This is a genomic window from Streptomyces sp. NPDC093544 (genome assembly GCF_040683495.1).
GTDB lineage: Bacteria > Actinomycetota > Actinomycetes > Streptomycetales > Streptomycetaceae > Streptomyces.
The window spans coordinates 163,523-181,598 of sequence record NZ_JBFBEA010000004.1 but is presented as its reverse complement, the minus strand read 5'-3'; the positions used below and the strand labels follow the sequence as shown (position 1 = coordinate 181,598).

Here is an 18,076-nt window from a genome sequence, read left to right as displayed (position 1 = left end):
CCCAACCACCCATCACACCAGGGCCGCGCCCCTCAAGGCGCGGCCCTGTCCTATGGAGGCACAACACAGCATGACCGAGACCCCGAAACGCGCCACCAAGGCCGGACACGGTGCGGACACGATCTATTGGGACCCCGCGAAGAAGAGCTTTGTGGGCGCCGTTTCTTTGGGACACGCCCCGAACGGCAAGCGCCGTCGACCGAAGGTGTACGGCAAGACGAAGACCGAAGTCCGCAACAAGATCCGGGACTTGAAGAAGGAGGTACAGACCGGCGTCAAGGCGCCGGCCAACTACACCGTGGCGGACGCGGTGAACGACTGGTTGGAGCGTGGGCTCAAAGGGCGCGACGAAAAGGGCACCATCGGCAAGAACCGCTCGATGGCGAACAAGCACCTGATCCCGTTCATCGGCAAGGCCAAGCTGAAAGAACTCAGCGCGGACGACGTCGACGACTGGTTGGACGACAGGGCCGAGTTTCTCGCGACGCGAAGCCTGCGTGACCTGCTGGCCATCCTGCGCCGGTCCACCGCGCACGCTCAGCGCCGGGACAAGGCAGCGCGGAACGTCGCCCTTCTCGTCACCGCGCCGGAGGGGCGCCCCGGTCGACCGAGCAAGGCACTGAACTTGGAAGAGGCGAAAGCCGTGCTCATTGCCGCACGGCCGTCACGGCTGTACGCGTACCTCGTGCTCTCGCTGCTCAGCGGCGTTCGTACGGAAGAGGCGCGGCCTCTCACCTGGGATCACGTGTTCCTGGAGACGAAGGGCGACCTTCCGCCGCACGTCGCGGTGTGGCGCTCGGTGCGCAAGCACGGTGAGACCAAGACCAGGAAGAGCCGACGGACCATCGCGCTTCCGAAGCAGGTGGTCGACGTACTCGAAGAGCACCTGAGGTTGCAGAAGAAGGAACGCACGTCGAAGGGGAAGGGGTGGGACCCGGCCGGCCGTGTCTTCACCACCCGGAGCGGCGAGCCGCTCGATGCCGCCAACGTCCGGCGCGACTTCAAGGCCATCGTGAAGAAGGCGGGGATGAAGCCGGAGTGGACACCGCGGGAGTTGCGGCACAGCTTCGTGTCGCTGCTCTCGGACCATGGCATCCCGTTGGAGCGCATCGCGCTGTTGGTCGGTCACAGCAGTCAGACGACCACGGAAGCGGTGTACCGCAAACAGCTCCGTCCGGTGATCACGCAGGGAGCTGAAGCCATGGATGAGATCTTCGCTGAAGATCAGAAGGAGGAGAGTGCGGGGGACCAGGTCGAGGGCGACGCGGTGACCTGACCCAATCCCTTTGGCCCCCTGTTTGGCCCCCCGGGCATGAAAGAGGCCCATTCGCGATCATGCGAATGGGCCTCTGACCAGTGTCGGGGTGGCGGGATTTGAACCCACGACCTCTTCGTCCCGAACGAAGCGCGCTGCCAAGCTGCGCTACACCCCGATTGTCGCTGCCGTGGCGGCGACGTCGTTTACTTTAGCCCACTGGTGGCTGGAGACGAAATCCGGTTTTCGGGGCGTCTGACCCGGCGGCGGACCGGGTCGGGGCGGATGTGGTCGAGGGCGACGAGGAGGATGGCGAGGGCGTAGAAGGCGAGGCCGAGGAGCAGGGCGTTGGCGAGGACGCCGGGGTATCCGTGCTGGTCGACGTCTATGACGGGGTAGAGATAGCGCGCCGGGGTTCCGGGGGACATCATCGCGCCGCGGGCCAGGGAGAAGGCCAGGTAGGCGAGGGGGTAGAGGAGCCAGGTGGCCGCGTGGCGTAGGGCCAGTGGGGCGGGGCGGGTCAGCAGGAGCCAGTCGGCCGCGGCCGCGATCGGCGTCACCGTGTGCAGGAGCTGGTTGGCCACTGCCTGCCAGCCGGTGAGCGGGGTGCCATCCCCTGTCATGGAGAAGACGCTGGACTGGTTCACGAGGATCAGGTGGTAGACCAGGCCCGTGATCGAGACGTACAGCAGGATGCCGCCCGTCACCGCGCCGGGTAGTGGCCGGTGGGCCGTCCATGCCCGCCAGGCCGAGGCGACGAAGACCACCACCACGAGCAGGCTGCTCTGGATCGCGAAGTAGCTGAGCACGCGGGGCGGGCTGCCCAGGGTCAGGTCGATGGCCACGCCCGTCGCCGCCGCGATGGCCACGAGGATGCGGAATGTCGCCGCCAGCGGGCGGCGTACGGGGGCCACCACGGCCGTCACCGGGACGACGGAGGGGGCCGGCGCGGGGATACCCGGTATCGCGGGGAGGCCGGGTATGTCCTTGGGGATCGGGGCGATCATGGCCCCACGCTAAAGCGCATCGACGAATCGGGCGATACGGGTCATCTGGGTGGGTTACGGCTGGACGGGTGGATCTGGACCGCGGATCTGGACAGTGGACCTGGACCTCTCCAGACCCGCCCGCCTAGATCCGCCCGCCTAGATCCGGCCGTCCAGATCCGCTCTGCCCGGGCCCGACCTTCCAGGTCCGGCTTGATCCCCGCCAGGCCCGGCTCGATCCCCCGCCAGGCTGGGTCGGCCCGACCCGCACCCCACACCCACTACTTCCGCGGCACCAACGTCAACAACGAAGCCTCCGGCGGGCAGGCGAACCGTACCGGCGTATACCGGTTCGCCCCGCAGCCCGCCGAGACGTGCATGTACGACGTTCGCCCCTCCGCCGTATGCGTGGACAGGCCCTTCACGCGGTCCGTGTCCAGGTCGCAGTTGGTGACGAAGGCGCCGTAGAAGGGGAGGCAGAGTTGGCCGCCGTGGGTGTGGCCGGCCAGTATCAGGGGGTAGCCGTCGGCGGTGAACGCGTCGAGCGTGCGTAGGTACGGGGCGTGGACCACGCCCATCGAGAAGTCGGCGGACTCCGACGGGCCGCCGGCCACGCGCTCGTACCGGTCCCGCCTGATGTGCGGGTCGTCGAGGCCGGTCAGCTCGACCGACGCACCCTCGATCTTCAGCTCCCCGCGGGTGTTCGTCAGGTTCAGCCAGCCCGCGGTGTCGAAGGCGTCGCGCAGGCCCTCCCACGGGTTGTGGACGGCGCCGACGACCGGCTTGTTCCCGTTCAGGCCGTGCTGGCCCTGCGCCTTCTCGAACAAGTACCGGGCGGGGTTGCGGAGTTTGGGGCCGTAGTAGTCGTTCGAACCGAAGACGTACGCCCCCGGGAACTCCATCAGCGGACCGAGCGCGTCCAGTACCTCGGGCACGCCCTCCGGGTCGGAGAGGTTGTCCCCGGTGTTGATGACGAAGTCGGGGCGCAGGCCCGCCAGTGAGCGCAGCCAGCGCTGCTTCTTGCGCTGGCCGCTCACCATGTGGATGTCGGAGACCTGGAGAACGCGCAGCGGCCGCATGCCGGGCGGCAGCACCGGCACCGTCACCCGTCGCAGACGGAAGGAACGGGCCTCAAAACCCGCCGCGTACAACAGACCGGCGGCGCCCACCGCCGTGATTCCCAGGGGTACTCCGTATAGCGCGCGCATACGTCCATCGTGTCAGACCGCGGCAACCTGGCGTGCCCCCTGTGGACAACCAAGGACAACCTCGCGTGCACGACGTACGCCCCCGCCGAAATCAACAGGCAACCGTCTCGCCACACCTGCGACAATCGACGGCATGACCACGCTTAAGTCGAAGCTCAAGGAAGACCTCAACGCCGCCATCAAGGAGCGCGACGAGCTCCGCTCCTCGACGCTCCGGCTGACCCTCTCCGCGATCACCAACGAAGAGGTCGCGGGCAAGACCAAGCGCGAACTCTCCGACGAGGAAGTGCAGAAGGTGATCACCCGCGAGGCGAAGAAGCGCCGTGAGGCCGCGGACGCCTTCGCGCTGGGCGGGCGTCCCGAGTCGGCCGAGCGGGAAAAGGCGGAGGGCGAGATCCTCGCCACGTACCTTCCCAAGCAGCTGTCCGACGACGAGCTCCGGCAGATCGTCGCCCAGGGCGTCGAGGAGGCGAAGGCGGCGGGTGCCGAGGGGCCGCGTGCCATGGGCCAGGTCATGAAGATCGTGAACCCGAAGGTGGCCGGCCTGGCTGAGGGCGGCCGCGTCGCCGCCCTGGTCAAGCAGCTCCTCGCGGGCGCCTGAGCGACCTCGCTCACCGTACGAAGCGACCACACGCACGAAGCCACCGCACGCGTGAGGCGACCGCACGCACGAAGCCACCGCACGCGTGAGGCGACCGCACGCACGAAGCCATCGCATGCGTGAGGCGACCGCACGCACGAAGCCATCGCATGTACAAAGCGACCGCACGCACGAGGCGTCCGCACGAAGGCGACCGCACAAAGCGACTTTCCGACCCATACGCCGGTGGGGGCGCCCCCAGTAACCAGGGACGCCCCCACCGGCGTATCAAACCCAGGGCCCGAAACAGCCAGGCGGCAGGCTAGTCCCGGGCCCGGAACAGTCAGGCGGCAGGCTAGTCCCGCCCACCGGTCCCGTTCCCGCCATCGCCCTGCCCCTGGAGGAAGCCCTCCGGGATGGAGAAGGAAGGCGTCGGGACGGTGCCGCCGCCGCCGGTGTCGCCACCGGTGGTGGTACCGGTCGTGGTGAGGCCGCCGTCGGTCTGGCCGCCGTTCCCGTTTCCGTCGTCCCCGTTGTCCCCGTCGTCGTTGCCCTTGTCTTTTTCCTTCGGGGCGTCGGGGATGTTGACGAGGTTGAAGGACGGGGAGTCCTTGCCCTCGAGGGCGCCGGTCATCGCGTCCTTCCAGATGGGACCCGGGACCTGGCCGCCGTAGACCTTGTCGTGCCAGACGCCGCCGATCGTGATGTTCTCCATCTCGACCTTCTGCGTGGCGCTGCCGACCCAGACCGCGCCGGCGAGGTTCGGCGTGTAGCCGACGAACCAGGCGTTCTTGCGGGAGTCCGTCGTACCCGTCTTACCGGCGTTGGCGCGGTCGGTGAGACCGGCCGCCTGGCCCGTACCGGAGTCGATCACGCCGCTCAGCAGGGTGTTGACGGTGTCCGCGGTCTTCTCGGACATCGCGCGCGTGCAGGTCGACTTCGGCACCGCGAGGGACTTCTGACTTTCGCCGACCTTCTGCGTGATCGACTCGATGGCGACCGGGGTGCAGTACATGCCCCGGGCGGCGAAGGAGGCGTACGCGGTGGCCATCGTCAGCGGCGAGAGGCCCACCGCGCCGAGGGCGATGGACGGGCTCTCCGGCAGCTTGTCGCCGTTGCCCTGTGTGACGTGCAGGTTGTCGGTCATGTCGACCACCGGGCACAGGCCGATGTCGGAGATCATCTGCACGAAGTAGGTGTTGACCGACTTGGCCATCGCGTCCTTCAGCCGGTACGGCCCGACCTCCGACTCGGCCTCGTTCTCCACCGTGTCGTCGCCCGTGTTGACCCACGGCTTGCTGTCACAGGTCTGGACGGGACTCGGGTACTCCATCTCGTACGGCGACGCGTACTCCTGGGTCGCGGGCCGGCCCTCCTCCAGCGCGGCCGCGGCGACGAACGGCTTGAACGTCGAACCGGTCGGGAAGCCGAAGTTCGAGCCGCCCATGGAGTAGTTGACCGAGTAGTTGTACTCGGTCTCGTTCTTGCCGTAGCCGTAGGGCGTCGCCTGGCCCATGCCGACGATCTTGCCCGTGCCGGGTTCGACCAGGGTGGCCGCGGCGGTGACCTTGTCCGTCTGGTTGACGTGGTCCTTGAGCGAGGCCTGCACCGACTCCTGTGCCTGCGGGTCGAGCGTCGTACGGATCGTCAGGCCGCCCTGGTTCCAGATCTTGGCCCGCTCCTCCTTGGTCTTGCCGAAGACCGGGTCGCTGAGGAAGACCTTCTCGACGTACTTGCAGAAGAAGGCCGCGCCCTCGACCGCCGTGATGCAGCCGTTGTTCGGCTTGCTGACCTTCAGACCGAGCGGCGTCTTCATGGCCTGGTCGGCTTCCGCCTGCGAGATGTCCTTCGTCTCGGCCATGCGCTGCAGCACGGTGTTGCGGCGCTTGGTGGCCTCCGCCTCGTCGTTGACCGGGTCGTACCGGCTGGGCGACTGGACGATGCCCGCGAGCAGTGCCGACTCCTGGAGGTTCAGGTCCTTGGCGGGCTTGGAGAAGTAGCGCTGGGCGGCGGCCTCGATGCCGTAGGCCTGCTCGCCGAAGAACGTGATGTTCAGGTAGTTCTCGAGGATCTTCTTCTTGCCGAGCTTCTCTTCCAGCTGGATCGCGTACTTGAGCTCGCGGATCTTGCGGCCGAGGGTCTGCTGGGTGGCCTGGGCGACCTTCGTCGGGTCGTCGCCGGCCTCTTCGACGAAGTAGTTCTTCACGAGCTGCTGGGTGAGCGTGGAGGCGCCCTGGGACACTCCGCCGCTCTGCGCGTTCTGGTTCAGGGCGCGCAGGACGCCCTTCAGGTCGACCGCGCCGTGCTCGTAGAAGCGTGAGTCCTCGATCGCGACGATCGCCTTCTGCATGTACGGCGAGATGTCCTTGAGGTCGACCACGGTCCGGTCGCGCGAGTAGACCGTGGCGATCTGGCCGCCCTCGCTGTCCAGGATCGTGGTCCGCTGGCTCAGCTGTGGGCTCTTCAACTCGTCCGGAATCTCGTCGAAACTCTGGACCGAACCCTTGGCGGCGAGGCCGAGCGCACCCGCTGCGGGCAACGCGATTCCGGCCATGACCGCACCTGCGAGCACGCTGACACCGAGGAACTTGGCGGACTGCTGAAAAGGTGACAGACCACCGCCCGAGCGCTTCTTTGGCATGGGGGCAGCCTACGTTCTCAATCGCCGGACACGCGTATAGGCCTTGGCCTAAGCTGCTCACAACTGTCACAGCAGTGCGGCCATGTATCAATACGTCCGGCGACCCCGAATCGTTCCGGAGGTAGCCCAACTTTTTGTTGGGGGCGTGTCCGAATCCGCCTTGAGTGTCACCCGGCGTCCGTTGTGACTCAACTGAACTGTCCCGGTATGCCGGGAAGCTCACGCATGTCGCCAGGTCACTCCCCCGGGTGATCTGCCGCTTACGCATAGTCCGTTCGGGCCATTCAAGATTGGGCCCGAAGGGGGTGTTGCGCTGTGCCCACCTTCCGTAACGTCCTCAACTGGCGGCGGTGAATATGCCGCTGCCGCCGTGGGGGAGCCTCGATTCGGGAGAGGACGGCGCCGGTATGGGCTGGGTAACCGACTGGAGTGCGCAGGCGGCCTGCCGCACTACCGATCCAGATGAACTGTTCGTTCAAGGAGCAGCGCAGAACAGGGCAAAGGCAGTGTGCACCGGATGTCCGGTTCGCACGGAGTGCCTCGCCGATGCGCTCGACAACCGCGTCGAATTCGGCGTGTGGGGTGGCATGACAGAGCGGGAGCGTCGCGCATTGTTGCGCCGGCGCCCCACCGTCACCTCGTGGCGACGCCTGCTCGAGACCGCGCGCACGGAGTACGAGCGCGGCGCGGGCCTGCTGCCCCTCGACGAGGAAGAGGTGTACGAGCGCTACTTGGCGGTGGGTTGAGGGTGTTTCCCTCAGGCCATCGCGGGCCCCGCAGGCCCTCAGGCCACCGGGGGCCCCGCAGACCCTTGGGCCACCGCAGGTCTTTTCGGGTCTCGCAGGCCTTTTGAAGCCCTGCGGGCCTCTCAGGAACAGGACACGGGAGGCGCCGCGTCAGGCGCCGGTCGCGGGCAGCTCCGGCCGACCGGCCGCGAGCCGGTTTCCGACGTCCCGCAGCCCTGCCAGGTCGTGTACGTCACCGGGCAGCGCCGCCACTTCGGCCACCGCCACCTCGGGGTGGAGGGCGGTGAAGCGGTCACGTGTGCGCTGCTCGCGGGAGAGCAGCTGCATGCGCTCGGCGTGCAGCCTCAGCAGGCCTGCGGTGAGTTGTTCGACGGTCCGGCCGGTGTCGGCGGTCCCGTGCGCAGCGACGCTCCCGTTCGTTGTGACGGTCCTGTCCGTGGCGGCGGGGGAGCCTTCGTCGGGATCGTCGGACGCGTCGGGAGCCGGTGCCTCGGAAGCGGGAGATTCTGAACTGTCGTACGTGTCGGGAGCGTTACGAAGTCCAGCCTTCCCGCCCCCCTGATCGACAATGCGAGCCTCGTCAAGATTTTCCGCGGCTTCGAGGTCATGATTTTCCGCGGCGACGAGTCCGAGGTTTTCCGCGGCGCCGAGCGCCCGCTCGGCCGACAGCTGAGCGGCGCCGCTTCCGTGCACACGGTTGAGCACCAGACCGGCGAAGGGCATGTCCTCGGCCGCGAGCCGCTCCACGAAGTACGCGGCCTCGCGCAGCGCGTCGCGCTCCGGGGCCGCCACCACCAGGAAGGCGGTGCCGGGGGCCTGGAGCAGCTTGTACGTGGCGTCCGCGCGCGTACGGAACCCGCCGAAGGTCGTGTCCATCGCGGCCACGAAGGTCTGTACGTCCTTGAGGAGTTGTCCGCCAAGGAGCTTCCCCAGGGTGCCGGTCATCATCGACATCCCGACGTTCAGGAACTTCATCCCCGCGCGCCCGCCGAGCTTCGCCGGCGCCGTCAGCAGCCGGATCAGCCGTCCGTCCAGGAAGGACCCGAGCCGCTTGGGCGCGTCCAGGAAGTCGAGGGCCGAGCGGGACGGCGGGGTGTCGACGACGATGAGGTCCCAGTCGTCCCTCGCCCGCAGCTGCCCCAGCTTCTCCATCGCCATGTACTCCTGCGTGCCCGCGAAGCCCGCCGAAAGCGACTGGTAGAAGGGGTTGTTCAGGATCGCGGACGCTCGCTCGCGGTCCGCGTGCGCCTCGACGATCTCGTCGAAGGTGCGCTTCATGTCGAGCATCATGGCGTGCAGCTCGCCGTCCCCCTCCACGCCCTTCACCCGGCGCGGGGTGTTGTCCAGGGAGTCGATGCCCATCGACTGGGCGAGGCGGCGTGCGGGGTCGATGGTGAGCACGACGACCTTGCGGCCGCGCTCGGCGGCACGCAGCCCCAGCGCCGCCGCCGTGGTCGTCTTGCCGACGCCGCCCGAGCCGCAGCACACCACGATGCGGGTCTTCGGGTCGTCGATCAGCGGATCGACGTCCAGGAGGCGTGCTGTTTCCAGCGCGCGAGGCGAGTCGTGCGTGTGGGCGGAGTCCTGTGAGGCGCGGGCCGGGTCCGAACTCATGAGATCCCTTGCTGACGCAGTTCCTTGGCCAGTTGGTACAGGCCCGCCAGGTCCATTCCCTCGGCGAGCAGCGGGAGTTCGTGCAGCGGCAGGCCCTGCTCCGTGAGCACGGCCCGCTGCTCGCGCTCCAGGGTGTGCCGCGCGGCGTACTCGGCGGCCTCTTCGAGCAGCGGGTCCACCAGCCGCTCGGCGAGCCCGCCGCGACGGGCGCCGCCCAGCCCGGCCGCGGAGAGCGACTTGGCGATGGCGGTACGGGGAGCGGCGGCCGTCAGCTCCAGATCGGCGTCGTCGAGCAGCGTGGGCCGCACCATGTTCATGATGATCCGCCCCACCGGCAGCTTCGCCGCCCGCAGTTCGGAGATGCCGTCGGCGGTCTCCTGTACGGGCATCTCCTCCAGGAGCGTCACCAGGTGAACGGCCGTCTCCTTGGACTTGAGGACGCGCATGACGGCCTGTGCCTGATTGTGTATCGGGCCGATCTTCGCGAGGCCGGCCACCTCGTCGTTGACGTTCAGAAAGCGAGTGATGCGCCCCGTGGGCGGTGCGTCCATGACCACGTAGTCGTACGCGAACCGCCCGCTCTTGTCCTTGCGGCGTACGGCCTCGCAGGCCTTGCCGGTCAGGAGCACATCCCGTAGACCGGGCGCGATGGTGGTCGCGAAGTCGATGGCGCCGAGTTTCTTCAGGGCGCGGCCGGCACTGCCCAGTTTGTAGAACATCTGGAGGTAGTCCAGAAGGGCCAGTTCGGGGTCGATGGCGAGGGCGTACACCTCCCCGCCCCCGGGAGCGACGGCGATTTTCCGCTCGCCGTAGGGCAGCGCTTCTGTCTCGAAGAGCTGCGCGATGCCCTGCCTGCCCTCGACCTCGACGAGGAGAGCGCGCTTGCCCTCTGTCGCGAGGGCGAGCGCGAGGGCGGCGGCTACCGTGGTCTTGCCGGTACCGCCCTTGCCGCTGACGACCTGGAGCCTGCTCACGTATTCGAGCCTAACCAGTCCGCCGCCGTACTAAGCAGGAGGCTGTGGACAACGTGTGGGTGAAGCGGCGTAGGAGGCCCGCGGGAGGGCGCCCGTGACAGCCGCTACAGTCGCCCGTATGACCAAGTGGGAATACGCAACCGTGCCTCTGCTCGTCCATGCCACGAAGCAGATTCTGGACACCTGGGGCGAGGACGGCTGGGAGCTCGTCCAGGTCGTGCCCGGGCCGAACAACCCCGAGCAGCTGGTGGCCTACCTGAAGCGGGAGAGGGCATGAGCGGCGCCGTCGAGGCCAAGCTGGCCGAACTCGGGCTGACGCTGCCCGACGTGGTCCCGCCGCTGGCGGCGTACCAGCCCGCCGTGCAGTCCGGCGTGTACGTCTACACGGCGGGCCAGCTCCCGATCGTGGAAGGCAAGCTTCCGCTCACCGGCAAGGTGGGCGCGGAGGTCACGCCGGAGGAGGCGAAGGACCTGGCCCGCATCTGTGCGCTGAACGCGCTCGCCGCGGTCAAGTCCGTCGCGGGAGACCTGGACCGCGTCGCGCGTGTCGTGAAGGTCGTCGGTTTCGTCGCCTCGGCCTCCGACTTCACGGGCCAGCCGGCCGTCCTCAACGGCGCCAGTGAACTCCTCGGCGCGGTTCTCGGCGACAAGGGCGTCCACGCCCGCAGCGCGGTCGGCGTGGCGGTCCTCCCGCTGGACGCGCCGGTCGAGGTCGAGATCCAGGTGGAGCTCGTCAGCGCGTCCGGAGCTGGAGGGTTCTAGCCCGTCCGGCGTTTGAGGACGAGCGCGTTCAGCGCGATGCGGGGGTCTGGGGGCGGAGCCCTCAGGTACGGGACGGGTAGGGGCGGAGGGGGCGAAAAACTCTTGGTCCCGCCCCTCACCGCCGGGCAGCGGATCCCAAGAGGCGGCCACTCGAACATCCGCCCGGCACGAGATAGCCTCCGCCCATGGCGAATGGGCAGTGGTTCCCACCGGAGTGGCCCGACCGGATCCGCGCGCTCGCTGAGGGCACGCTGACGCCGGTGACCCCCAGGCGCGCGGCCACCGTGATGCTGCTCAAGGACAACCCCCGCAGCCCTGTGGTGTACATGCTGCGCAGAAGCGCCTCCATGGCCTTCGCCGGAGGCGCGTACGCGTATCCGGGCGGCGGCGTCGACCCGCGCGACGACGAGCAGCACATCCGCTGGGCGGGCCCCACGCGCGCGTGGTGGGCGGAAAGGCTCGGCGGCGACGAGACCTTCGCCCAGGCAATCGTCTGCGCGGCGGTCCGTGAGACGTACGAGGAGGCGGGCGTCCTCCTTGCCGGCCCCACCCCGGACACGGTCATCAGCGACACCACAGGCGACGACTGGGAGGCTGACCGCGCGGCTCTGGTCGCCCGCGACTTCTCCTTCGCCGAGTTCCTGGACCGCAGGGGACTCGTCCTCAGGTCGGACCTCCTGGGCGCCTGGGCGCGTTGGATCACGCCGGAGTTCGAAACCCGCCGCTACGACACGTGGTTCTTCGTGGCCGCCCTCCCGGAGGGGCAGCGCACCCGCAACGCCTCCACGGAGGCCGACCGCACGGTATGGATCCACCCGGCGGACGCGGCAGCCTCGTACGACAAAGGCGAGCTGCTCATGATGCCGCCCACCGTCGCGACCCTGCGCCGGCTCACCGCCTACGACACCGCCGCCGAAGCCCTCGCCGCCGCACCCGACCGCGATCTGACCCCCGTCCTGGCCAAGGCCCGCCTGGAGAACGGCGACGTGGTCCTTTCCTGGCCCGGCCACGACGAGTTCACCAAGCACATCCCGACCGGTGGGGCCCCCGCATGACCGACGCAGCCGCCCTCCCCGGCCAGCCACGCGGCGGGGTGCTCTCCGGCCCCGCCACCACGCGAGCCGTCAACGTCCTGGCCCCCAACGCGTCCGCGATGACCCTGGACGGCACCAACACCTGGATCCTGTCCGAGCCGGACTCCGAACTTGCGGTGGTGATCGACCCGGGCCCCATGGACGACGTACATCTGCGCAATGTCATCGATACGGCGGAGAAGGCGGGCAAGCGGATCGCGCTGACCCTGCTCACGCACGGGCACCCCGACCATGCCGAGGGCGCCGTGCTGTTCGCCGGGCTGACGGGGACGAAGGTGCGGGCGCTGGATCCGGCGCTGCGGCTCGGGGACCAGGGTCTTGGCGCGGGGGACGTGATCACCACCGGCGGCCTGGAGCTGCGTGTCGTGTCCACCCCCGGTCACACGTCCGACTCGCTGTGCTTCCATCTCCCGGCCGATCAGGCGGTCCTGACCGGGGACACCGTCCTGGGCCGTGGTACGACCCTGGTGGCCCATCCTGACGGCCGTCTGGGCGACTATCTGGACTCTCTGCGACGCCTGAGGTCCCTGACGGTGGACGACGGCGTCCACACCGTCCTGCCGGGCCACGGGCCCGTCCTCGAAGACGCCCAGGGCGCAGTCGAGTTCTACCTCGCCCACCGGGCCCACCGTCTCGCCCAGATCGAGACGGCGGTCGAGAACGGCTACCGGTCGTCGTCCGAGGTCGTCGCGCACGTGTACGCGGACGTGGACCGCTCCCTGTGGCCCGCGGCCGAGCTGTCGGTACGCGCCCAGCTGGACTACCTGCGCGAGCACGGGCTCATCTAGGGACCTACTCCTGGTCGGGCCTCGTGGCTTTGACGCCGTGCACGCGCGCGTACTCCTCGGCCAGCCACGGCCCGAGGTCGTCGACGTAGGACCGCAGGACGGCGAGGTCACCGCGGGGCTCGTATCCGAGGACGGCCGCCTCCCGCATCCGGTCGGCCCGCTCCGGGTAGTACGCGGCGAACGCCTCGGCCATCTCCCTCAGGTCGCTGGTCCAGCCGTTCCAGCGCGGCATGACGAGTGTGAACCCGGTCCGTACGAGATGGCGCGACATGAACCGCACGAGCGGACGCCGGGCCTCCTCCGTATCGGCGGCGTCGGCGATCCGCTCGCGCCAGCGCGTCAGGAACAGCGTGAGGTCGCCGTTCGTCTCGCGGGCGAGGAGCGAGTCGGGACGGTAGCGCGGCAGGAACTCGGCCAGATCCTCGCCCAGGAGACGCGTACAGAGGCACGCGACGAACCAGCCCAGGTCGTACGTCTCCAGGTCGCTCAGCAGCCGCGTACGGCTGACCAGGAGCGTTCCGGAGCCGTCGATCTGCGCGAACTCCTTGTCCAGCGCACCGTCGAGCGAGCGGGCGTCCGCACGGTCCTCCTCGGTGGGCTCCTCGCGCAGGACGAGGAGCAGATCGAGATCGCTGCGCCCCACGCGCGCGGTGCCGCGCGGAATCGACCCGTAGAGGTACGCGCTGTTGAGCCTCGCCCCGAAGACGTCGAGGAGCCGGTCCCGTGCCGTGGCGACCACGGGCCGGAACTCCCTCGGGATCAGTCCGAGAGCGCCCTCGGGCGCGATGTAGCCCTGGGTATCGAGCCCCTTGTTCCGCATGGCACCACTGTGCAGCCGACCACGGCAGGGGGTCATGTCATTTCCAGCGGAACACGCGTACGCGCCGGGTGGTGCGCGGTGCTGTGCAGACCACGGCGAGGCAGTCACCGGAGGCGACGGGGCGCGCCCGGAAGCTGTAGCCGGGCAGGGAGCGCTCGGCCACGACCCGGCCGTCCGCGGGATCGAGCACCGTCGCCCGGTCGCCGTATCCGTTCAGGACCAGGAGGTAGCCCCGGTGGGCCAGCGGGAAAATCGTGCCGCCGTACGTACTGGACCACGACCAGCGGAAGTCGCCCGTGGCGATGGAGAGCGCGGGAGGCTGCTTCCCGTGTGCTCCTGGTCGTCCGGCTGGGGCGAGAGGAGTTCGACGGCGAGCGTGTCGCCGACGATCACCGGGTGCCCACCGAAAGCCTCGTACAACGGGGGTACGTCGAACGGCGGCGGCCCCTTGTGCGGCAGCCGGGGCAGATCGATGGCCTGCTCCGTGTCCGCCGTCATCAGGTGGAGCCGGCGGGAAGCGGGATCTTCCGGCCCGACGATGGAGACGATGGACACGACGACTGGATCGGCCGCCAGGACGGAGGCGTCCCGCCGACCCTCGGGGAGCGGTCGCTCCCACTGGAGGGCTCCGGTGCGCGCGTCGACCAGCCGGATCGTGGTCTCCAAGTCCCCGACACGGGTATGGGCGGTCGCGATACGGCCGCCGCCGAGCGCCACCTCGCGCGCGTCCGCGGAGGCGGATCCCAGTTCGTCGGCGCGCTGCGCACGCGTCCGGACCGCCGAGCCCGTGCGGAGATCAAGGCCGGTGAGGTGGACGTGCCACGCGTCGCCGAGCCCATCGGTGACGGCTCCGTCGTGACTGCTGTCCCTGCCGTCGTGGCTGTCCCCGTCGTCGTGGTGCAGTACGACGGCCACGCCGTCCGCCGTGTCCTGCGAGATGTAGGCAATCACCTGGTCGCCGTCGCCGGGCGGCTGCCAGGTCCACAGGGGTTCACCGGTCGTCAACCCGTACGCCCGCACCCCGTCGACGCGAGCCATCGCGAGGATCCCGTCCACCGCCCAGGTGCCCAGCGGTGCGCCCGGGTCGTCCTTCTCCCGCCAGCTTCTCCACGGCTGCTGCGCCGCCGCCGGGTTTCGCCGACTGCCCCGCCCAGACCGACTCCGGCGCCCTGTCCTCGTACATACCCGCCCCTTGCCGCTTGGGTCCCCACCCGGCGATACAAGAAGGGCCCCACCATGCGGCAGGGCCCTTCAGTAAGAAGTCGTACGGCAGACGTATTGGAGACGTACGGCTAGCGTGACCGCTTCGCGAGTCGCTCCACGTCCAGCAGGATCACGGCACGTGCCTCCAGACGGAGCCAGCCGCGGCCCGCGAAGTCGGCGAGGGCCTTGTTGACCGTCTCGCGGGACGCGCCGACCAGCTGGGCCAGCTCCTCCTGCGTGAGGTCGTGCACGACGTGGATGCCCTCTTCGGACTGCACGCCGAAGCGCCGCGAGAGGTCCAGGAGCGCGCGGGCCACGCGGCCGGGCACGTCCGAGAAGACCAGGTCGGACATCTGGTCGTTGGTCTTGCGCAGGCGCCGGGCGACGGCGCGCAGCAGGGCGGCGGCCACCTCGGGCCGCGCGTTCAGCCAGGGCTGGAGGTCGCCGTGGCCGAGGCCCAGCAGCTTGACCTCGGTCAGCGCGCTGGCCGTGGCCGTGCGCGGACCGGGGTCGAACAGCGACAGCTCGCCGATCAGCTCACCGGGGCCCAGGACGGCCAGCATGTTCTCGCGGCCGTCGGGGGAGGTGCGGTGGAGCTTCACCTTGCCCTCGGTGACCACATAGAGGCGGTCCCCGGGGTCACCCTCATGGAAGAGAGCGTCACCGCGCGCGAGGGTCACCTCACTCATGGAGGCGCGGAGCTCCGCGGCCTGCTCGTCATCGAGCGCCGCGAAGAGCGGGGCGCGCCGCAGAACGTCGTCCACGAGTTCTCTCCTTGTCGACCTGCTCAGGGGATCTTGCTCCCCCTTGGTACCAGGGGACCGAGTTCCCCATCTTGCCGGACGGTCCAAACAGTGTGATCAGTCACAAGTCTGCCGCACTGGAGTCCCGGGCAGTGCGGCAGGGGGCCAATTGGGGGCTGATCTCCAGGGTCCGGGGCGGATGTCAGTACCGGGCTTTAGGCTGGCCGGGTGTCCAAAACGCCGGTGAGAGCACAGGCCAAGGGGGCTGGGCGGGTGGTTGTACGTCGTGATTCCGCCGTGGGCGAACAGCCCACGGACGGTACCAAGAAAACGACAAAGGGAGCAAAGCGGGCGCAGGCGAAGGCGACGGCCGACGCGCCCGCCAAGAAGCCCGCCCAAAAGGCGACGGCAGCCGCCAAGAAGGCGACGCCCGCAAAAGCGACCCCTAAGAAGGCGACGATTACGACCAGCAAGCCGGCATCGGCCAAGAAGGCGACGATTACGGCCAACACGCCCACTCCCGCCAAAAAGGGGACGGTTGCGAGCAAGAAGCCCGCCCCCGCAAAAAAGGCGTCCCCCGCCAAAAAGGCGACGGCGGCCAAAAAGGCGACGGCGGCCAAAAAGGCGACGGCGGCCGCCAAAAAGGCAACCCCCGCCAAGCTCCCGCAGAAGGCCCCCGCGCCAGACACCGCTCTCGTCCGCCGAGCCCGCCGCATCAACCGCGAACTCGCCGAGGTGTATCCGTACGCCCACCCGGAGCTGGACTTCGAGAACCCCTTCCAACTGGTCGTAGCCACCGTCCTGTCGGCGCAGACGACCGACCTGAGGGTGAATCAGACGACTCCGGCGCTCTTCGCCAAGTACCCGACCCCCGAGGACCTGGCCGCGGCCAACCCGGAGGAGGTCGAGGAGATCCTGCGCCCGACGGGGTTCTTCCGGGCCAAGACCAAGTCGGTGATAGGGCTCTCCAAGGCCCTGCGGGACGATTTCGGGGGCGAGGTTCCCGGCCGTCTCGAAGACCTCGTCAAGCTCCCCGGAGTGGGCCGCAAGACCGCTTTCGTGGTGCTCGGCAACGCGTTCGGGCGCCCCGGCATCACCGTGGACACGCATTTCCAGCGCCTGGTGCGCCGTTGGCAGTGGACCGACGCGACGGAGCCCGACAAGATCGAGGGGGCCGTCGGCGCGCTCTTCCCGCAGAGCGACTGGACGATGCTCTCCCACCACGTGATCTTCCACGGCCGCCGCATCTGCCACGCCCGCAAGCCCGCCTGCGGCGCCTGCCCCATCGCGCCGCTCTGCCCGGCGTACGGAGAGGGCGAGACGGACCCGGAGAAGGCGAAGAAGCTCCTGAAGTACGAGAAGGGCGGCTTCCCCGGCCAGCGCCTCAACCCCCCGCAGTCCTACCTGGACGCGGGCGGCATCCCGGCACCTCCGCTGGGAACACCCCAGGGCACTGGATGACAGCCCCCGCCGACGACACGGCAGGCCGCCGGGCGACGGCCTCAGCGGCCGGGCACCTGGCAAGGCGTCGGACGATGGCGTCAGCGGCCGACGACACGCCAGCGCGCCGGGCGACGGCCCCGGCCGCCGACAGGGCGTCGAGCGACGGCCGCGGCGGTCAGGCGCAAGGCGGGCCGCCGGGCGACGGCCTCAGCGGCTCGACACACAGCAGCGCGCTGGCCGACGACGGCCCCAACCGCCGGGCACACGCCAGCGCACCGGCCGACGCCCCTCATCGGAGACCTCCCAAAGCACCGGACGGCGACGGAACGAACACGGCACCCGCAGGCGTTGGGAACAGCAGAACGGGGGTGGCGATGACGCACGCGAGCAACACGCAGGGCGGTCGCTTGGAGAGCGACGTGCCGGGCGGCGGCCCGGTGGCGCTGAGCAAGGACGGCCTGCCCGACTGGCTCGACCCGGTGGTGCGCGCCGCCGAGTCGGTGGAGCCGCTCCAGCTGAGCCGCTTCCTGCCGCCGAGTGACGGTGCGGGGCGCCAGTCCGCCGTGCTCATCCTGTTCGGCGAGGGCGAGCGCGGCCCCGAGCTGCTGCTCATGGAGCGCGCCACCTCCCTGCGATCCCACGCCGGACAGCCCTCCTTCCCCGGCGGAGCCCTCGACCCCGAGGACGGCGACCCGATGGCCGACGGGCCGCTGCGGGCCGCTCTCCGCGAGGCCGAGGAGGAGACCGGGCTCGACCCGAGCGGCGTCCAGCTCTTCGGCGTACTGCCCAAGCTCTACATCCCGGTGAGCAGCTTCGTCGTCACGCCCGTCCTTGGCTGGTGGCGTCGCCCGACGCCGGTCGGAGTGGTCGATCCGAACGAGACGGCGCGGGTCTTCACCGTCCCCGTGGCGGATCTCACGGACCCCGCCAACCGTGCGACCGCCGTGCACCCCCGCGGCCACCGAGGTCCGGCATTCCTGGTCGAATCCGCCCTCGTCTGGGGCTTCACGGCGGGCATCATCGACCGGATCCTGCACTACGCGGGCTGGGAGCTGCCCTGGGACCGCGAGAACCAGGTCCCGCTCGACTGGCGCGCATGACAGGGTGGCCCCCGTGCTGTGTCTTCCTGGGGGACGCCGCACCCGTCAGCGGCTGTGCCGCGGGTCAGCCCCCCAGCCGAGACGGAGTGACCGCAGAGTGATGAGGCGAGGCTAGAAGC

General features: G+C 69.4%; 17 protein-coding genes, 1 tRNA gene and 1 pseudogene. 9 read left to right on the top strand and 10 right to left on the bottom strand.

The features are described from left to right. Positions 1–70: 70 nt before the first annotated feature. On the top strand, positions 71–1,276 hold the full coding sequence (locus tag AB0N66_RS07015; protein ID WP_365429796.1) for a site-specific integrase: 1,206 nt from the start codon (positions 71–73) through the stop codon (positions 1,274–1,276). An 83-nt stretch (positions 1,277–1,359) separates the two neighbouring features. On the opposite strand, the gene AB0N66_RS07010 is transcribed toward AB0N66_RS07015, so the two are convergent. The 3 genes and pseudogenes from AB0N66_RS07010 to AB0N66_RS07000 form a co-directional block, all read right to left on the bottom strand. Further along, a tRNA-Pro gene (locus AB0N66_RS07010) sits at positions 1,360–1,433 on the bottom strand. 33 nt (positions 1,434–1,466) lie between these two features. Further along, a pseudogene (locus AB0N66_RS07005) lies at positions 1,467–2,262 on the bottom strand (Pr6Pr family membrane protein). A 260-nt stretch (positions 2,263–2,522) separates the two neighbouring features. Further along, a complete protein-coding gene (locus tag AB0N66_RS07000; RefSeq protein ID WP_365429794.1) occupies positions 2,523–3,449 on the bottom strand; it encodes a metallophosphoesterase in 927 nt (308 codons plus the stop codon). A 133-nt stretch (positions 3,450–3,582) separates the two neighbouring features. On the opposite strand from AB0N66_RS07000, the gene AB0N66_RS06995 reads away from it, so the two are divergent. After that, positions 3,583–4,050, top strand: coding sequence for a GatB/YqeY domain-containing protein (locus tag AB0N66_RS06995; RefSeq protein ID WP_365429792.1), 468 nt, complete (start codon positions 3,583–3,585; stop codon positions 4,048–4,050). Positions 4,051–4,384: 334 nt separating this feature from the next. Here AB0N66_RS06995 and AB0N66_RS06990 read toward each other — a convergent pair whose 3' ends face one another. Beyond that, a complete protein-coding gene (locus AB0N66_RS06990; protein ID WP_365429790.1) occupies positions 4,385–6,670 on the bottom strand; it encodes a transglycosylase domain-containing protein in 2,286 nt (761 codons plus the stop codon). Positions 6,671–7,077: 407 nt separating this feature from the next. Between AB0N66_RS06990 and AB0N66_RS06985 the strand changes: the two genes are divergently transcribed. Then, positions 7,078–7,416 (top strand): WhiB family transcriptional regulator, encoded by a 339-nt coding sequence (locus AB0N66_RS06985; RefSeq protein ID WP_365430232.1) that lies wholly within the window; start codon positions 7,078–7,080, stop codon positions 7,414–7,416. Between the two features lie 150 nt (positions 7,417–7,566). Here AB0N66_RS06985 and AB0N66_RS06980 read toward each other — a convergent pair whose 3' ends face one another. Together AB0N66_RS06980 and AB0N66_RS06975 are read right to left on the bottom strand one after the other, a co-directional pair. Continuing rightward, positions 7,567–9,030: an ArsA family ATPase gene (locus AB0N66_RS06980; protein ID WP_365429788.1), complete on the bottom strand. Its 1,464-nt coding sequence runs from the start codon at positions 9,028–9,030 to the stop codon at positions 7,567–7,569. Continuing rightward, positions 9,027–10,004, bottom strand: coding sequence for an ArsA-related P-loop ATPase (locus AB0N66_RS06975; RefSeq protein ID WP_365429786.1), 978 nt, complete (start codon positions 10,002–10,004; stop codon positions 9,027–9,029). The genes AB0N66_RS06980 and AB0N66_RS06975 overlap by 4 nt, the downstream gene beginning before the upstream one ends. Before the next feature lie 118 nt (positions 10,005–10,122). Here AB0N66_RS06975 and AB0N66_RS06970 point away from each other — a divergent pair, with 118 nt between their 5' ends. The 4 genes from AB0N66_RS06970 to AB0N66_RS06955 all read left to right on the top strand — a co-directional run bounded on the left by AB0N66_RS06970 (position 10,123) and on the right by AB0N66_RS06955 (position 12,648). Then, complete coding sequence (locus AB0N66_RS06970; RefSeq protein WP_073492664.1) at positions 10,123–10,281, top strand: DUF4177 domain-containing protein; 159 nt, start codon at positions 10,123–10,125, stop codon at positions 10,279–10,281. Next, positions 10,278–10,766 carry a RidA family protein gene (locus AB0N66_RS06965; RefSeq protein ID WP_365429784.1) on the top strand — a complete coding sequence of 163 codons (489 nt, stop codon included), beginning with the start codon at positions 10,278–10,280 and terminating at the stop codon, positions 10,764–10,766. The genes AB0N66_RS06970 and AB0N66_RS06965 overlap by 4 nt, the downstream gene beginning before the upstream one ends. 185 nt (positions 10,767–10,951) lie before the next feature. Further along, positions 10,952–11,821, top strand: coding sequence for an NUDIX hydrolase (locus AB0N66_RS06960; protein ID WP_365429782.1), 870 nt, complete (start codon positions 10,952–10,954; stop codon positions 11,819–11,821). Then, complete coding sequence (locus AB0N66_RS06955) at positions 11,818–12,648, top strand: MBL fold metallo-hydrolase (protein ID WP_365429780.1); 831 nt, start codon at positions 11,818–11,820, stop codon at positions 12,646–12,648. Before AB0N66_RS06960 ends, AB0N66_RS06955 begins: the two co-directional genes overlap by 4 nt. Positions 12,649–12,652: 4 nt before the next feature. Here AB0N66_RS06955 and AB0N66_RS06950 read toward each other — a convergent pair whose 3' ends face one another. The 4 genes from AB0N66_RS06950 to AB0N66_RS06935 form a co-directional block, all read right to left on the bottom strand. Continuing rightward, a complete protein-coding gene (locus AB0N66_RS06950; RefSeq protein ID WP_365429778.1) occupies positions 12,653–13,468 on the bottom strand; it encodes a nucleotidyltransferase domain-containing protein in 816 nt (271 codons plus the stop codon). Between the two features lie 37 nt (positions 13,469–13,505). Beyond that, on the bottom strand, positions 13,506–13,658 hold the full coding sequence (locus AB0N66_RS06945) for a hypothetical protein (protein ID WP_365429776.1): 153 nt from the start codon (positions 13,656–13,658) through the stop codon (positions 13,506–13,508). 23 nt (positions 13,659–13,681) lie between these two features. Further along, positions 13,682–14,506 carry a hypothetical protein gene (locus tag AB0N66_RS06940; protein ID WP_365429774.1) on the bottom strand — a complete coding sequence of 275 codons (825 nt, stop codon included), beginning with the start codon at positions 14,504–14,506 and terminating at the stop codon, positions 13,682–13,684. 254 nt (positions 14,507–14,760) lie between these two features. Further along, positions 14,761–15,435 (bottom strand): Crp/Fnr family transcriptional regulator, encoded by a 675-nt coding sequence (locus AB0N66_RS06935; RefSeq protein WP_016642758.1) that lies wholly within the window; start codon positions 15,433–15,435, stop codon positions 14,761–14,763. A gap of 252 nt (positions 15,436–15,687) precedes the next feature. Here AB0N66_RS06935 and nth point away from each other — a divergent pair, with 252 nt between their 5' ends. Next, positions 15,688–16,875, top strand: coding sequence for an endonuclease III (gene nth / locus AB0N66_RS06930; RefSeq protein WP_365429772.1), 1,188 nt, complete (start codon positions 15,688–15,690; stop codon positions 16,873–16,875). Positions 16,876–17,231: 356 nt separating this feature from the next. Next, complete coding sequence (locus AB0N66_RS06925; RefSeq protein WP_365429770.1) at positions 17,232–17,957, top strand: CoA pyrophosphatase; 726 nt, start codon at positions 17,232–17,234, stop codon at positions 17,955–17,957. Positions 17,958–18,076: the final 119 nt, after the last annotated feature.

What these genes read in the sequence shown, in the direction of transcription:
- AB0N66_RS07015 (WP_365429796.1), top strand. Translation starts at nt 71, where the DNA reads ATGACCGAGACCCCGAAACGCGCCACCAAGGCCGGACACGGTGCGGAC.
- AB0N66_RS07000 (WP_365429794.1), bottom strand. Translation starts at nt 3,449, where the DNA reads ATGCGCGCGCTATACGGAGTACCCCTGGGAATCACGGCGGTGGGCGCC.
- AB0N66_RS06995 (WP_365429792.1), top strand. Translation starts at nt 3,583, where the DNA reads ATGACCACGCTTAAGTCGAAGCTCAAGGAAGACCTCAACGCCGCCATC.
- AB0N66_RS06990 (WP_365429790.1), bottom strand. Translation starts at nt 6,670, where the DNA reads ATGCCAAAGAAGCGCTCGGGCGGTGGTCTGTCACCTTTTCAGCAGTCC.
- AB0N66_RS06985 (WP_365430232.1), top strand. Translation starts at nt 7,078, where the DNA reads ATGGGCTGGGTAACCGACTGGAGTGCGCAGGCGGCCTGCCGCACTACC.
- AB0N66_RS06980 (WP_365429788.1), bottom strand. Translation starts at nt 9,030, where the DNA reads ATGAGTTCGGACCCGGCCCGCGCCTCACAGGACTCCGCCCACACGCAC.
- AB0N66_RS06970 (WP_073492664.1), top strand. Translation starts at nt 10,123, where the DNA reads ATGACCAAGTGGGAATACGCAACCGTGCCTCTGCTCGTCCATGCCACG.
- AB0N66_RS06965 (WP_365429784.1), top strand. Translation starts at nt 10,278, where the DNA reads ATGAGCGGCGCCGTCGAGGCCAAGCTGGCCGAACTCGGGCTGACGCTG.
- AB0N66_RS06960 (WP_365429782.1), top strand. Translation starts at nt 10,952, where the DNA reads ATGGCGAATGGGCAGTGGTTCCCACCGGAGTGGCCCGACCGGATCCGC.
- AB0N66_RS06955 (WP_365429780.1), top strand. Translation starts at nt 11,818, where the DNA reads ATGACCGACGCAGCCGCCCTCCCCGGCCAGCCACGCGGCGGGGTGCTC.
- AB0N66_RS06950 (WP_365429778.1), bottom strand. Translation starts at nt 13,468, where the DNA reads ATGCGGAACAAGGGGCTCGATACCCAGGGCTACATCGCGCCCGAGGGC.
- AB0N66_RS06940 (WP_365429774.1), bottom strand. Translation starts at nt 14,506, where the DNA reads ATGGCTCGCGTCGACGGGGTGCGGGCGTACGGGTTGACGACCGGTGAA.
- AB0N66_RS06925 (WP_365429770.1), top strand. Translation starts at nt 17,232, where the DNA reads ATGACGCACGCGAGCAACACGCAGGGCGGTCGCTTGGAGAGCGACGTG.